We start from the raw sequence: 14,561 nt of genomic DNA, 5'->3' as shown, positions 1-14,561 counted from the left end.
AGATCACATGCACTTTTCTCATTCTTTGTTCTTATTTTAATAGATCGCACATTGTCTGAGCCCTTACCCATATTTGCTGGGAAGGGCTTTTTTTGTTTAGGTGTTTGAATGATAGCAAAAAAGGATAAAGATGAAACAGATACAGAAAGGAGAATGAACAATGAAAGTATTAGTTGCTGGAGCAAATGGACATACAGGCAGACTCGTCATTCGTTATTTAAAAGAAAAAGGACATGAGCCGCTTGCTCTCATTCGAGATGAAAAACAAGCGGATGCACTAAAAGAACTTGGTGCAACACCTGTTATCGGTGATCTTGAAAAGGATGTTACATCTGCTGTGAAACAAGCAGAAGCTGTCATCTTTGCAGCTGGTTCAGGCTCAAAAACAGGTGCAGATAAGACCATTGCGGTGGATCAAGAAGGTGCCAAACGCCTCGTTGATACAGCCAAAAAAGAAAACATTCAGCATTTTGTTATGCTGAGTTCCTATAATGCCGATAACCCTAACCAAGGAAAAGGGCAAGGAAGTATGGAAATTTATTATGAAGCGAAAAGAAAAGCAGATAAACATTTAAAACAGTCTGGCCTTTCCTATACCATTGTCCGTCCAGGTGCCTTGCTGCATGAGGAAAAGACAGGAAAAATCGAAGCTGCCGTGCATATCCCAGATGATCAAACCATTGAGATCTCAAGAGAAGATGTAGCCATTGTTCTTGTGGAAAGCTTAACAGAATCCAATGTGAAAAATAAGTCCTTTGACTTAATTAAAGGGGACAAACCAATAGAAGAAGCACTTCGCACGCTTTAAAAGGAAAAAGCTGCTGCCAAAGAGGCGGTAGCTTTTTTGATGTTTTTATTTACCTTGTAGCGGGAAGGTAATGAGAAAGGAGTGATTGACCGTGGGCTTAACGAAAGAACAAAAAGCTGATTTATACGAAAGACTGATTCAATTACAAGAGGATGTGAAAGGATCAAAAAAGAAAGAAGAATCCATGCTGGCGGAATCAAATGAGATTTCAAATGGTGTTGGGAATCACATCGCTGATCATGGCAGCATCTATTTAGACCGCATGACAGAACAAACGCTGGATCAAGTCGATGGTCAGCTTGAAGGTGAAATTGATGCAGCACTGAAACGAATGGAAGACGGGACATATGGGATATGTGAGAAAACAGGAAAAGACATTCCATACGAACGGTTAAAAGCAGTACCATATACACGTTATTCAATCGATGCAAAGAAGAACGAAGAAACCAATCAAGATCCGAATGAGTTTGATCGGTCGTTTTCCGATCAAATGCGTGATTTAACAAATAGAGAAACAATGGATCAGATGCATTCAGACACGTATGAAAGATTAGAGGAAGAGCAAGATGTTGATTGAGGAAAAATAGGAAGAAGTTAAATTTTTTCAGAATAATGTTTTCTTGTATACGCAAGCACAAATGTCTTGTATACATGAGTATTTAATAGAAAAAAGATCTCTTGAAATTTAATAAACTTTCGTGTAGTATAGTTTAAAGGCTGCGATGCGCGTAATGTTAATTAAGTTTTAACCTTTAAGCTGTAATAGGGAGTTTTATATTGAAGCCGGAATGTCATGCCTCCTTAGAGAGGAAGACAGGAACGTTTCTGCAAACACCCACTTTGAGGAGTGGTGGTTTAAAACTTTCTTACTTAGATTACGGCATCCGCAGCTTTTCCTAGGATGATTCAAGCCATTTTCCATTTTGGAAAATGGCTTTTTATTTTGTGAAAAGACGAAATTCAACAGACGGCATGTAGAAGCATGAATGTATGTTAAAATAGACAAAACAAATGACGGAGAGGGAATTGGATGTTAGAACAAGCAGAAGCACTTCTTAAACAATACTATGGCTTCGACGCCTTTAGGCAGGGACAGAAACAGGCCATTGAATCGATTGTGAGCAAACAGAAGGATACCGTCTGCATCATGCCGACAGGCGGGGGAAAATCGGTTTGCTACCAGATTCCTGCCCTTATGATGGAAGGAACGACGATCGTTGTTTCTCCGCTCATTTCTTTAATGAAAGATCAGGTTGATGCGTTAAACGAGATGGGGATACGATCGTCCTTTTTAAACAGCACACTGTCAGCACGTGAAATGAATGAAAGGCTGAAAAAATGCGAAAATGGGGAATATGAGCTGCTTTATATCACGCCTGAACGCTTACAAAATGAGCGCTTCTTTCAGCTGCTTAATCGGTTGACGATCCCCTTCATCGCTATTGATGAAGCGCACTGTATATCTGAGTGGGGGCATGACTTTAGGCCAAGCTATCGCTATATTCAAGAATGCTTAAACAAACTGTCAAAAAGGCCAGTGATTATCGCATTAACAGCTACGGCCACGAAGAAGGTCCACCAAGATATATGTGAACAGCTTGGCATGAACGAGCAAGAAACCATCTTTACTGGGTTTGCTAGAGAAAATTTGTCTTTTCAAGTGATCAAAGGAGAAAATAGTGACCGTTTTATCACACAATATATGAAGAAAAACAGCCGTGAGTCTGGCATTATTTATACAGCTACAAGAAAAGAAGCAGATAACATTTACAATCGCCTAAAAAAACAAAAGATCAAAGCTGGTGTTTATCACGGTGGATTAGATGACGATGTGAGGGAAGAGCAGCAAAACCTTTTTTTAAATGATCACATCCAGGTGATGGTCGCCACGTCTGCATTTGGCATGGGGATTAATAAGTCGAATGTACGTTTTGTAATTCATCATCAAATTCCAAGAGATATTGAAAGTTATTATCAAGAAGCTGGGCGCGCCGGCAGAGATGGTCTTGAAAGTGAATGTATTTTACTGTTTTCACCCCAAGGCGTACGAGTGCAGCGTTTTCTCATTGAACAGTCGACAGAAGATGAAGTGCGGTATCAGCATGAACTGCTTAAACTAAGACAAATGGTGGATTACTGTCATACCGAGCAGTGTCTACAGCAATTTGTCATGGACTACTTTGATCAATCAACAAGCGCCCCTTGCCAAAAATGCGGCAATTGCCTAGACGAGAGAGAGCGTGTAGAGGTTACAAGAGAAGCGCAAATGGTTTTATCGTGTACGGTTAGAATGAATGAACGATTCGGAAAAATGATGATTGCCCAAGTACTGGCAGGCTCTAAAAACAAAAAAGTGCTTGACCTTGGTTTCGACCGGCTTCCTACATATGCTTTAATGAAACGACATTCAGCCCAGCAAATTAGTGACTTCATCGAATTTTTAATTACAGAAGAGTATTTGCACATGTCTGAAGGGGCTTATCCAACGCTAAAGGTGACACATAAAGGAAAGAAAGTGTTAGTAGGACAAGAAGCTGTATATAAAAAGCAGGCGATCAAAGCAGAGGCCATTCAAGAAAACGACGCATTATTTGAGCGATTGAGAGCTGTGAGAATGAAGTTAGCGAGAGAGCAGGGCGTCCCGCCATTTGTTGTATTTTCAGATCAAACTTTGAAGGAAATGTCAGCAGTGGAGCCTAAAACGGAAGAAGAACTTCTCCATATTAAGGGTATCGGTGCTCAAAAAAGAGAGAAATACGGGGATGTTTTTTTAGAAGAAATTCGTTTATTTATCGAAAAAGAGAAAAAATAAAGAGTTTGAAGAAGAAAAATAAATTTTTTTCGCTGAGATTGGACACGTTTTCATCAGAACGTTTTCTATCCTTTCAAAACCTTGATATGGTGCGGGACCGAGCCATTTTGTGGTCTGATTTACCAATGGAGAGAGATGTTTCATGTAAAGGAACTGTAATCTAAAACATATCGTTTTGTTATTGAAATGACATTTACATATGTTACGATAGCACTCGTTAGCCGCCATAAAAAGCTAACAAGGGAGGATTTACTTTATGAAGAAGACTATTATGTCCTTGGTTGCTGTTGCAGCAATCTCAACAACAGCATTTGGAGCGCAGCAAGCTTCTGCAAAGGAAATCACTGTGAAGAAAGGTGATACACTTTGGGGAATCTCTCAAAAAAATGATGTGTCTCTAAAGGACCTAAAGGGTTGGAACAATTTATCTACAGACATGATCTATGTAGGAGATAAATTGACAATCTCTTCAAAAGAGAAAACTCAGGAGCAGTACAAAGTCCAGAAGGGGGACAGCCTCTGGAAAATCGCTCAAAAATTCAATGTGTCAATTAGCGATATTAAGTCTTGGAATAACTTAAACTCAGATATAATTATGATTGGTTCAACACTAAGTGTTGCTGGTCAAAGCTCAGCTCCGGTAAGCTCAGAACCTGTTCAAAAACAGGCACCTGTCCAAAAAGAGCAAACAACGAAAAAAGCTGCTCCTAAAAAGGAAACAGCTAAAGCAGAATCATCTTCTGCTAGTCAAAGTGTTCAAAAAGCAATGACTGTAACAGCTACGGCTTATACAGCAAATGATGGTGGCATTTCAGGTATCACTGCAACAGGGGTAAACTTAAACAAAAACCCGAATGCAAAAGTCATTGCAGTAGACCCTAATGTCATTCCATTAGGAAGTAAGGTTTATGTTGAAGGCTACGGTGAAGCCATCGCAGCAGATACTGGCGGCGCAATTAAAGGTAACAAAATCGATGTACATGTACCAAGCAAATCCCAAGCAAAAAATTGGGGCGTAAAATCAGTCAAAATAAAAGTACTTAACTAGTAGTCTATTGTTTTTGGAAAAAAGCATCAGGTGGCGGCCTGATGCTTTTATTATACCCTTTTTTTGGTCAAAACACACATATTTTTCTGAAAAATTTGCATTTTCGACAAAAACCAGCGTTTATGATGAGATATACGCTGGTTTTTGTCGTTAGCTGTCCACCCAATAAATTCCTCCGCTTTGTTCTTTCCAATTGATTTGGACTTCAAAATGGTGTTTTTCATAAAAATGAATTAAGCGGTCCACATGATTCCAGTCTCTTTTAACGAGATCACCAGTAATCACTGGAATGTTCTGTTCTCTTGCGATTTCTTTTAAATGCTTCATACATATTGAGCCGTAACCATTGTCTGGAGGGCCTTTAATATCGGCAATATGAATCTTTCCTTCTTCAGGATATTCTGCTATTAAGGAAAAATCAGATTGTCCGCGAAAAGCTTTTTCACAATCGCTTAACATGATTTTACAAGTATCAGCACTTTCAATGGCAGAGACGATCATCCACTCATCTTCTTTGGCTTGATCAATTCCAATGATCTTTGCTTTTTTCGAAATATCTTTCATATTTTCTTGCATTCGATACATTTGGAACTGCAATTGCTGTAATTCTTTCTCTAACGTCTTCACATCTTTGGTTGTTTCCTGTAAGATTGACAAGTCCATTGCTCCTTTCCTATAAGAGATCATAAAAACCGCATAAATTCCCATTCTAAAGGAATTGGATGAATCTTTCAAGCTGCTAGAATGCGGGCGGTCGGCAAGTTTGTCTAAAATTCGACGAAGATAGCGAATTCATTGACTTTATAGAGAAAGTTAAATAACATACTCTTAGTCGGAACTAATAAAGAGAGGTTTTCAAACATGAAAGAACAGAATCAAAAACCAAAAAATTTCACCGGCATTGTTGTTTTCTTAACAATTGCCATAAACGGATTAATTGCTTTATTATTTTTAATGCCAAAAACAGATAAATTTAGTCATCTGGATATTACATTTCTGCCGCTACTCAATGCCGTGATGAATAGCTTTACGTTTATCTTTTTACTTTCAGCGCTTATCATGATTAAACAAAAGAACATTAAAGCGCATAGACGATTTATCTTTGCCGCTTTTTCAACAACACTTGTCTTCTTAATTTCGTATGTGACGTATCATTCAATGGCAGCTGATACACACTTTGGGGGAGAAGGGATTATTCGCCCGATCTACTTCTTTATTTTAATCACACATATCGTGTTATCTGCCGTCATTGTACCGCTTGCACTGATTACACTATTTAGAGGCGCACAGATGCAAGTCGAGCGTCACCGTAAAATTGCCCGATGGACAATGCCGCTTTGGCTCTATGTCAGTCTAACTGGCGTCATTGTGTATATCATGATTTCACCTTACTACAGCTAACGTATGTCCAACTGGACATACGTTCTTTTATTTACAAGATGAAGCGCTTTGGATAAAATGGGAATTGGGTATCCGGCTTGCACGGTATCTTCCCATCGATAGAATCACATCATTTCTGGCCGTTTGCTCGTTTGGAGAACAACAATTGAACGAAACGGGGGTTATATGATGACTGAACAATTGCAGTATAAACCGGGGCTTGAAGACATTGTGGCAAGCGAAACGTCCATTTCATACTTAGATGTGAAGCAAGAAGAAATTGTCATTCGCGGTTATGACCTCATCGAGTTGGCACAAAACAAGACATACTTAGAAACAGCCTATCTGCTCATTTATGGAAGATTACCAGATGCTATGGAACATCACCAATTTCAGCAAGACATTTCCTCACAAACAAACTTACATCCAACCATTCAAACCATTTTGACAAAGCTGCCAAAAACCACTCACCCCATGGATGCCATGAGAACTTGCTTATCTGCTCTTGCAGGGTACGATGAAGCATTACATGATCGATCAGAAGCGTGCCAACAAGCGCGTGCAGTTCGATTACTAGGCCAGCTGCCAGCCATTGTTGCTGGAAGTTATCACATTCTCACAAAAGACGCCACTATTTCTCCAGATCAGACCAAATCCTATACTGAAACCTTTTTAGCCATGTTAACTGGCCGGACTCCAACAGAAGACGAAATCACCGCTTTTGACCAAACGCTCACGCTTTATAGCGAACATGAGCTGCCAAATTCAACATTTGCTGCCAGAGTCATTGCATCTACTCATTCTGACATGTATGGCGCTTTTACTGGAGCGATCTCCTCATTAAAAGGTGACCTACACGGAGGAGCGAATGAAGCAGTCATGCACATGTTACTCGAAGGGAAAACAACAGAAGGTTTCCTTGCGCTCATTGAACGAAAATTAGCCGCAAAAGAAAAAATGATGGGCTTTGGCCACAGGGTATACATGAGAAAAATGGACCCGAGAGCCGCTCTTTTAAAACGATCGCTGAAAACGCTTACGGAGTCAAAGGGAGATACGACGCTATATGACATGTGTGTAGCAGGTGAGGCATACATGAAAGAGAAGAAAAACCTCTATCCGAACCTTGATTATTACGCAGCACCTATTTATTACGTGCTTGGAATTCCTATTTCCCTTTACACACCGATTTTCTTTGCGGCAAGAGCAAGCGGATTAGCTGCCCATGTCATTGAACAGCATTTGCATAATCGTATTTTTAGACCGAGGGTCCGGTATTTAGGGCCAAGAGGATTAAAAGTCTCAAATGATGATGGAAAAACGGAGGAATGAACATGAATAAAACAGCAGTCGCCAATCAAACAGATCAGCTATTAGAAGAAATCGCAGCCTATGCAGTGGACGGAGAAATTACGAGCAAAGAGGCAATTGAAACAGCACGGTATGTGCTCATGGACACGCTCGGTTGCGGAATGCTGGCGCTCCATTTTCCTGAATGCACGAAGCACCTCGGGCCGATTGTACCTGGAACAGTTGTGCCTAACGGAGCAAGGGTGCCTGGCACTTCGTTTGTGTTAGATCCAGTCCAAGCGGCTTTTGATATAGGATGTATGATTCGCTGGTTAGATTATAATGACACGTGGCTTGCACAGGAGTGGGGCCATCCGTCTGATAACCTAGGCGGGATATTAGCTGTAAGTGATTATATCAGCAGAACGCGGCTTGCAAACGGAGAAGAACCGCTCACGATGAATGACGTACTGCATGCGATTGTAAAGGCACATGAAATACAAGGTGTGCTTGCTTTAGAAAATTGCCTGAATCGAAATGGCTTGGATCATGTTTTATTTGTCAAGGTGGCAACAAGTGCCGTCGTTTGTGCGATGCTTGGCGGAACGAAGGAGGAAGTGCAGCATGTTTTATCACAAGCCTTTGTTGACAACTCTCCGCTTAGAACGTACCGCCACGCCCCGAACACAGGATCAAGGAAATCGTGGGCAGCAGGAGATGCAACAAGCCGCGGGGTGAGACTGGCGATGATGACACTGAAAGGGGAAATGGGCTATCAAATGCCGCTCAGTGCAGAGAAGTGGGGATTTGAAGATGTTCTCATGAAAGGAAAACCACTCACACTCGCTCAGCCGCTTGGCTCATACGTCATAGAAAATGTGCTTTTCAAAATTGCTTATCCTGCTGAATTTCATGCGCAGACTGCTGCAGAGGCTGCTGTGATGCTGCACGACGCTGTGAAAGATCGATTAGATGAGATTGACCGGGTGGAAATTACGACACATGAGTCAGCGATTCGAATTATTGACAAGAAAGGGCCGCTATACAATCCAGCAGACCGCGATCACTGCTTGCAATATATTACCGCCATTGGGCTGATCTATGGTGAACTGACAGCTGATCATTATGAAGAAGAAACTGCGCAAAATCCGGTCATTGATCGTTTACGGGATCAAATGGTTGTGAAGGAAGATAAACGTTATACAGCTGACTATTTAGATCCGAAAAAGAGATCGATTGCAAACTGTGTTCAAATTTTCTTTAAAGACGGAACGATGACAGACCGAATCGAAATTGAATATCCGCTAGGTCATCGCAGAAGAAGACAGGAAGGCATTCCGCTGCTTGAAAAGAAATGGGCGTATCATTTGAAGACAAGATTTCCTCAAAAACAAGTCGATCAAATTGAGTCTCTTTGCCAAAATCCAAATCAATTAAAAACAACGACAGTACCAGCATTTATGGACTTATTCGTGATATAAGGGGGAACTAGCGTGTGGATCGTGAATGATGAAACGAGTCAAGCTGATTTAGCCGCAGCCTTTAAAGAGAAAATGAACAAATCAGCTTTATTTCAAATTCCAGGCGTTCACGATGGAATGTCTGCGCTTTATGCGAAAAAAACGGGCTTTCAAGGGCTCTATTTATCAGGTGCAGCTTTTTGTGCGAGCAAAGGACTGCCTGACCTCGGCATGATCCATTCAACAGAAATGGCGGAAAAAGCGAAGGAAATCATTCGAGCTTCTCAATTGCCTCTTTTGGTGGATCTGGACACAGGCTATGGCGGTGTATTAAATGCAGCAAGGGCAGCAAAAGAAATGGTTGAGAGCAAGGTGGCGGCTGTTCAAATCGAAGATCAGCAAATGCCGAAAAAATGCGGGCATTTAAACGGGAAGTCACTTGTTCCAGTAGAAGAGATGATCGCAAAAATCAAAGCCATCAAACAAGCGGCACCATCGCTTTTGGTCATTGCTAGAACCGATGCAAAGTCCGTTAACGGGATGGAGGATGTCATCCGCCGGGCCAATCTCTATGTAGAAGCAGGTGCTGATGCCATTTTTCCTGAGGCGCTCATCACTGCAGAAGACTTCACGCATGCTTCAAACCATATCAAAGGACCGCTCCTTGCAAACATGACGGAGTTTGGCAAGACACCTTATTATCATGCAGACGAATTTTCCATGTTTGGCTTTCAAATGGTTATTTATCCTGTATCATCACTCAGAGTCGCTGCAAAGGCGTATGAGCGCTTATTTACAGAGATCATGGAAAAGGGAACGCAGCAAGGAATACTGAAGGACATGCAAACGAGAAAAGAGCTGTATGAAACGATTCATTATGATGAATATGAGGAAATGGATCAGCATTTAGCGAAAACGATTCTGCCGGAAATCGGAAAAGAGCATCAATAAATTGAAAAGCACTTCCTACATGGAAGTGCTTTTTTTACGATGATGGTGTGGATGATGAAGCCAATTTCATCTTTTCTTCAACTGTTTTCGTTTTTTCTTTTACTTTTTCAGCATAAGTGAAATCACCATAGCAATAAGGATAGCGGAAGTTATCTTTGTTGCCCCCGCACGTATAAACTTCGGGGTTTCGTTTCACTTGCTTTTTGGAGTATTGCTTTGCCAATTTCTCAGAATGTTTTCCCCCGTTTTTTGCAACAAAATCAATATAGCCGATTCCCATGTTATAGCTTTGAATAATGGTTTCCAAATCAACGCCTTTTTTCTTCCCATGCTTGTACATGGTCGAAAAATGATGGACTCCTTGTCTAATGCTTTTCTGAGGGTCATTGATTTCATTTCTTTTCAAACCAAGAGATTCAGAGGATTGCATTGGATCTCCGCCTCTGCCTTTTGATTCTTGATACATCATACCGAGGATTAACGCGGTATATTGATCTAAATCTTGATCTCTTAACTCTGTTTCTACAAGCGGTTTGTAATCATCCAATCTCGACAAAACAATTGATTCCGTATCAATCGGCAGCTTTTTTAACTCCTTTTGATTAAAGGAAATGACAATGGCTGCTAATACGAAAACAAACAGAAAAATCGTGAAACAGCCTGAAATGGCAAAACATCCTGTTTTTTTCTTTTTCAAGGTCAGTTCACCCCTGTTTTGCCCCGCTTTTAAAAGGGAAGTACAGCCTTTTTATTATGCCACATCCTGCACCGGATACCAAGTGAAAACCTTATGATCAATCATACCCAAACGTAAATTCAGGTCTTGTTTTCAGCCTGTAGCAGAAATAAAGGAAACCGGTAATGAGCCAGACCATTCCAATGATCAATGCATTTGTACTGATGCTTGTTAACAGCCAAATACAAAAGGCCGTACCGCAAAGAGGGATCATTGCATATCTCAATGTGTTCAGTACACCTCTTTGTTTATGTCTGACGAAATAGTACGCAAACACAGACAAGTTCACAAAAGTGAAGCCAATCAATGCGCCGAAGCTGATAAATGAATAAATGACTTCAAGCTCGCCAATAACTGCGGTTAAAGAGAAAACACCGATTAATAAAATATTAAAAACAGGGGTTTTCAATGTTGGATGAATATAACCGAAGAAACGCTTCGGTAACGATTGATCTCTTCCCATTGCATATAACAGCCTTGCTGCACTCGCGTGTGACGATAATGAGGAAGAGATGACAGCGACCATCGTGCCAGCTAAAAAGAACGAGTGCAGAAATGCGCCACCCACAAATTCCGCAATTTCAAGTGAGGCCGCATCTGGATGCTTGAACTGCTGGAAATTTGGAAACACCTGCTGCAAAAAATATGAGGTGAGGGTAAACAGCACGCCTCCAATGGCGACCGTTAAGAAAATCGCAAGAGGAATCGTCTTTTTTGGCTTAATGGTTTCCTCAGACATGGTCGAAATCGCATCAAATCCTAGAAAAGAAAAACATAAAATGGTCGCCCCTGAAAAAATAAGAGCCGGGTCTAAGCTAGCTGAATAAAAAGGCCGGGCTGACAATAATTCCCCACTGCCTGCGTTTTGCGTGAGTCCATAAATAATAAACACAACAAAGGTGACGGCGACAATGACCTGAAAGGTAACAAATAGTGCCGTAATGTTGGCTGTAAGCCGAATACCGATTACATTGACAGTCGTTATGGCGATAGCAAGTATGATGATCCAAATGTAATGAGGTACATCAGGAAAGGCTGCGGTTAAATAAGCACTTCCGATAGCGAAATTCACCATAGGCAAAAATAAATAATCAAGCAAAAGCGTCCAGCCCACAAGGAAGCCGACGTGAGGATGAATACTTTTTTGCGCATATGTATATGCAGATCCTGCTTTTGGAAAAGCTTTCACCATATTCCCATAGCTAAGCGCTGTCAATAGTAATGCTAGTAAAGTAAATATATAAGCTGCAGCGACGTGTCCTTTCGTCAGCTGAGCAACAATGCCGTATGAATCAAATACGACAAGTGGATCCATATAAGCAAGCCCGATCACAACAAGTGGAAAGACAGTCAGGCTGCGTTTTAGTCTTGGCTCTTCAGTCAATTTGCCTATCAGCTCCTCTAAAAAAATGAATAAATAATGCTCATTTTAAAAAGAATGCTACCAAGTGTCAATGCTATTTGGATAAATCTTTTTTCTAAAGGTGTGTAAGCTTTGCACGCCGCACGTTTTGGTATATGATGATACATAGAATAAGTCGTGATTTGACTGACAAGAAAGGTGAAGCGAAATGAAGGAAGAACTGAATACAAATCAAGAGCAGGAGCGGATGGAGTTGGACGAAGAAAGTCTATTTCTTGTCTCACAAACATTTAAAGCCTTATCTGATCCGACACGTATTCGTATCCTGCACCTGCTGTCTCAAGGTGAACACTCGGTAAATGATATAGCGGAAACACTGAATCTTATGCAATCAACCGTTTCTCATCAGCTGCGCTTTTTAAAAAACCTTCGTCTTGTGAAATCTAGACGAGCAGGGACGTCGATTTTCTACAGTCCTGAAGATCAGCATGTGATGGAAGTGCTTGAACAAATGATTCACCATGCACAGCATGATTGATAAAAAACCTTCCTACTTTCTTATAGGAAGGTTTTTATGCATGATGCACATGACTCGATCTTTTATTTGCTTTCATCATGTGATAAGAAAAAACAATATAGTAAGCAGCTAGTAGAAAAAAGCTGAGCATGGTCAAGGCATCATCGCTCACAATACGCTGATACAATTCAATGACATCGATCTTCGTCAGTGAATGTTTTGTCAGCTCGACTAATTTAAAGGCAAATCTCGATAAAAACAAGCATAAAATGAAGCTTTCAATCCATTTACTTGTTTTGACATAAAGACGGCCATTTTCTTCTTTCATGCGAATCGTCTGATAGGCGTGAACGGCCAGACTGCTACCGAAGATCATACCAATGGCGGCATAGATGAAAATACTGTGATTTTGCCATCCTTCTGTCATAAGAATAAGGGCAGTGAAACCAAATACATACATTCTTATCAAAAGACTTACCGGGCGTACGAGCTGATAGCGTCTCATTCGATTCATTCGAATGATCATGCAGATCAATATGACGAACCCGACAATGAACAACTGCCACACGTTATGTGTCATGATGCAACCTCCTCCTGCACGTGCAGGGATGTAAACGAATGCTGGCTGTTACTTATCTTTACCATTCTTTCTTTTTTTATCAAATCAAAACCTACATTTATGAAAAAGAGGAAAAGTCATGAAAATTGATCGCATTTTGTCTATTGTGATGCTGCTCATTAGCAAAAAGCAAGTACAAGCGAAAGAGCTTGCAGAACTTCATGAAGTGAGCGTGAGGACCATTTATCGTGATATTGATACTATCAATCAAGCCGGGATTCCTGTTGTGACAACGCAAGGAGCAGGCGGAGGCATTTCACTTGTTGACGACTATCGTTTAGAGAAAAAATTATTCACCGATGATGACATCGAGCTCATTTTAACAGCCCTTGAAAGCATGACGAGTGCATACTCCTTTAAAGAAAGTGAGCATGTACTGAAAAAAATCAAATCCTTGATTCCGTCTCAAACAGATGAAAGCGAAAAACAGCACCATATCTTCATTGATTTAAGCTCCTGGGGAAAAGACAGCCACTTAGAGAAGAAGCTCCAGCTCATTCATACAGCTGCCTCAGAGCACCAATATATTCAGTTCACCTATCGCAATGCGAAAGGAGAAACACTTCCTCGGAAAGTGGAGCCTTACACGCTCGTCTTAAAAGGAAGGCATTGGTATTTGTATGCGTTTTGTTGTGTGAAAAAAGCCTTTCGTCTGTTCAAGCTCACAAGAATGACAGACCTCATCACGATTTCAGGGTTTTTCCAACCGAAAAGGATCAAAAACGAAGAGAAGCCCTGGAATGACTCTTGGCACGAAGCATCTTCAGTAAGCACACTTATGCTAAGAGTAACAGAAGCATCAGTTGGCAGAGTGAAGGAGTGGGTGGATGAGAGCGAATTAATCGTATGTTCAGACGGAACCTATCTTGCAGCAATCAGCCTGCCTCAAGATGATTGGTTATATAGCTTCCTATTCCATTTAGGACCAGATGTCGACATTATCTCACCGCAGCATGTCCAGGAAGCATTTGATCTCCAGTTGAAACAATTTCTTTTACCTAAAGGAACTTGACACAGTGTTGTCAGGTTTCTTTTTATAAGATGGTAAAAAAGGAGATGAGAATGTATGTACGATATCGTGACATTAGAGAAATATTTGATCAAAGGGTTGTCTATCCGAACAACGAATGAAATGGAACGGACGGAAGACCGGAAAATTGCACCTCTTTGGCAGCAATTTTTCGCGCAGCAGCTTCATGGCGGAAAAGCGCCTGTCATCGGGCTATATTCAGATTATGAAACAGATGAAAATGGCTCATATTTATTTACAGCGGGACAATTTGTGGATCATCATGTGGAACATGCAAAAGAGATTCCCGCGTCCACCTATGCAAGATTTCGAACGAGAAAGGGACCGATTGAAGAAGTTGTGCTTGAAACATGGCAGCAGATTTGGAATTGGGATCAGCGTTATTTTCGCACATATACAGGCGATTTTGAATGGTACGACGAAAGATCAATTGATCCAAAAGAAGCGCAAATTGATATTTATATTGCGGTTGATAAAAAAATAGTTGCTGAAACTAATGATATTAGCTCACATTGATGCTGCTTTAAAAATGGCAGCAAGCTCGATC

The 14,561-nt window shown here is 40.9% G+C and carries 15 protein-coding genes and 1 other RNA gene; 12 read left to right on the top strand and 4 right to left on the bottom strand.

Annotation, left to right across the window (positions count from 1 at the left end; translation table 11 throughout):
* The first annotated feature begins 160 nt into the window (after positions 1-160).
* The 5 genes from ACYH0L_RS09415 to ACYH0L_RS09395 all read left to right on the top strand — a co-directional run bounded on the left by ACYH0L_RS09415 (position 161) and on the right by ACYH0L_RS09395 (position 4,668).
* Positions 161-808: an SDR family oxidoreductase gene (locus ACYH0L_RS09415; RefSeq protein ID WP_256498690.1), complete on the top strand. Its 648-nt coding sequence runs from the start codon at positions 161-163 to the stop codon at positions 806-808.
* Positions 809-899: 91 nt separating this feature from the next.
* On the top strand, positions 900-1,385 hold the full coding sequence (locus tag ACYH0L_RS09410) for a TraR/DksA family transcriptional regulator (protein ID WP_249705112.1): 486 nt from the start codon (positions 900-902) through the stop codon (positions 1,383-1,385).
* 134 nt (positions 1,386-1,519) lie between these two features.
* A non-coding RNA gene (gene ssrS, locus ACYH0L_RS09405) (6S RNA) lies at positions 1,520-1,705 on the top strand.
* Between the two features lie 133 nt (positions 1,706-1,838).
* Positions 1,839-3,620: a DNA helicase RecQ gene (gene recQ, locus ACYH0L_RS09400; protein ID WP_482353986.1), complete on the top strand. Its 1,782-nt coding sequence runs from the start codon at positions 1,839-1,841 to the stop codon at positions 3,618-3,620.
* Positions 3,621-3,876: 256 nt separating this feature from the next.
* Entirely contained in the window at positions 3,877-4,668 is a 792-nt protein-coding gene (locus ACYH0L_RS09395) for a LysM peptidoglycan-binding and 3D domain-containing protein (protein ID WP_327925186.1), read from the top strand.
* A 150-nt stretch (positions 4,669-4,818) separates the two neighbouring features.
* On the opposite strand, the gene ACYH0L_RS09390 is transcribed toward ACYH0L_RS09395, so the two are convergent.
* Positions 4,819-5,325: a GNAT family protein gene (locus tag ACYH0L_RS09390; protein ID WP_099727884.1), complete on the bottom strand. Its 507-nt coding sequence runs from the start codon at positions 5,323-5,325 to the stop codon at positions 4,819-4,821.
* A 204-nt stretch (positions 5,326-5,529) separates the two neighbouring features.
* Here ACYH0L_RS09390 and ACYH0L_RS09385 point away from each other — a divergent pair, with 204 nt between their 5' ends.
* The 4 genes from ACYH0L_RS09385 to prpB all read left to right on the top strand — a co-directional run bounded on the left by ACYH0L_RS09385 (position 5,530) and on the right by prpB (position 9,749).
* Positions 5,530-6,069, top strand: a complete 540-nt coding sequence (locus ACYH0L_RS09385; protein WP_099727883.1) for a DUF420 domain-containing protein — start codon at positions 5,530-5,532, stop codon at positions 6,067-6,069.
* A 168-nt stretch (positions 6,070-6,237) separates the two neighbouring features.
* Positions 6,238-7,380, top strand: a complete 1,143-nt coding sequence (gene mmgD / locus ACYH0L_RS09380) for a citrate synthase (protein WP_099727882.1) — start codon at positions 6,238-6,240, stop codon at positions 7,378-7,380.
* 2 nt (positions 7,381-7,382) lie between these two features.
* Entirely contained in the window at positions 7,383-8,819 is a 1,437-nt protein-coding gene (locus tag ACYH0L_RS09375; protein ID WP_099727881.1) for a bifunctional 2-methylcitrate dehydratase/aconitate hydratase, read from the top strand.
* A 12-nt stretch (positions 8,820-8,831) separates the two neighbouring features.
* The gene (prpB, locus tag ACYH0L_RS09370) at positions 8,832-9,749 is read left to right on the top strand and encodes a methylisocitrate lyase (protein ID WP_099727880.1); all 918 of its coding nucleotides are present in this window, start codon (positions 8,832-8,834) and stop codon (positions 9,747-9,749) included.
* A 34-nt stretch (positions 9,750-9,783) separates the two neighbouring features.
* Here prpB and ACYH0L_RS09365 read toward each other — a convergent pair whose 3' ends face one another.
* On the bottom strand, positions 9,784-10,446 hold the full coding sequence (locus tag ACYH0L_RS09365; RefSeq protein WP_034319273.1) for a lysozyme family protein: 663 nt from the start codon (positions 10,444-10,446) through the stop codon (positions 9,784-9,786).
* 97 nt (positions 10,447-10,543) lie between these two features.
* Positions 10,544-11,869 carry an APC family permease gene (locus ACYH0L_RS09360; RefSeq protein ID WP_482353985.1) on the bottom strand — a complete coding sequence of 442 codons (1,326 nt, stop codon included), beginning with the start codon at positions 11,867-11,869 and terminating at the stop codon, positions 10,544-10,546.
* 187 nt (positions 11,870-12,056) lie between these two features.
* On the opposite strand from ACYH0L_RS09360, the gene czrA reads away from it, so the two are divergent.
* Positions 12,057-12,386: a Zn(II)-responsive metalloregulatory transcriptional repressor CzrA gene (czrA, locus tag ACYH0L_RS09355; protein ID WP_007500691.1), complete on the top strand. Its 330-nt coding sequence runs from the start codon at positions 12,057-12,059 to the stop codon at positions 12,384-12,386.
* Positions 12,387-12,420: 34 nt separating this feature from the next.
* On the opposite strand, the gene ACYH0L_RS09350 is transcribed toward czrA, so the two are convergent.
* Positions 12,421-12,945 (bottom strand): CcdC protein domain-containing protein, encoded by a 525-nt coding sequence (locus ACYH0L_RS09350; RefSeq protein ID WP_099727878.1) that lies wholly within the window; start codon positions 12,943-12,945, stop codon positions 12,421-12,423.
* A 118-nt stretch (positions 12,946-13,063) separates the two neighbouring features.
* On the opposite strand from ACYH0L_RS09350, the gene ACYH0L_RS09345 reads away from it, so the two are divergent.
* Positions 13,064-13,996, top strand: coding sequence for a helix-turn-helix transcriptional regulator (locus ACYH0L_RS09345; RefSeq protein ID WP_099727877.1), 933 nt, complete (start codon positions 13,064-13,066; stop codon positions 13,994-13,996).
* Between the two features lie 54 nt (positions 13,997-14,050).
* Positions 14,051-14,530 (top strand): GyrI-like domain-containing protein, encoded by a 480-nt coding sequence (locus ACYH0L_RS09340; RefSeq protein WP_099727876.1) that lies wholly within the window; start codon positions 14,051-14,053, stop codon positions 14,528-14,530.
* Positions 14,531-14,561: the final 31 nt, after the last annotated feature.

It is taken from the genome of Bacillus sp. MC1252 (genome assembly GCF_056838025.1).
The sequence above is the reverse complement of the archived record's forward strand: the minus strand, read 5'-3'. Positions and strand labels throughout refer to the sequence as shown.

Excerpts from the sequence above, each read along its gene's own strand:
- ACYH0L_RS09340 (WP_099727876.1), top strand. The coding sequence starts at position 14,051 with ATGTACGATATCGTGACATTAGAGAAATATTTGATCAAAGGGTTGTCT.
- ACYH0L_RS09375 (WP_099727881.1), top strand. The coding sequence starts at position 7,383 with ATGAATAAAACAGCAGTCGCCAATCAAACAGATCAGCTATTAGAAGAA.
- mmgD (WP_099727882.1), top strand. The coding sequence starts at position 6,238 with ATGACTGAACAATTGCAGTATAAACCGGGGCTTGAAGACATTGTGGCA.
- ACYH0L_RS09385 (WP_099727883.1), top strand. The coding sequence starts at position 5,530 with ATGAAAGAACAGAATCAAAAACCAAAAAATTTCACCGGCATTGTTGTT.
- ACYH0L_RS09395 (WP_327925186.1), top strand. The coding sequence starts at position 3,877 with ATGAAGAAGACTATTATGTCCTTGGTTGCTGTTGCAGCAATCTCAACA.
- ACYH0L_RS09415 (WP_256498690.1), top strand. The coding sequence starts at position 161 with ATGAAAGTATTAGTTGCTGGAGCAAATGGACATACAGGCAGACTCGTC.
- ACYH0L_RS09350 (WP_099727878.1), bottom strand. The coding sequence starts at position 12,945 with ATGACACATAACGTGTGGCAGTTGTTCATTGTCGGGTTCGTCATATTG.
- czrA (WP_007500691.1), top strand. The coding sequence starts at position 12,057 with ATGAAGGAAGAACTGAATACAAATCAAGAGCAGGAGCGGATGGAGTTG.
- recQ (WP_482353986.1), top strand. The coding sequence starts at position 1,839 with ATGTTAGAACAAGCAGAAGCACTTCTTAAACAATACTATGGCTTCGAC.
- ACYH0L_RS09345 (WP_099727877.1), top strand. The coding sequence starts at position 13,064 with ATGAAAATTGATCGCATTTTGTCTATTGTGATGCTGCTCATTAGCAAA.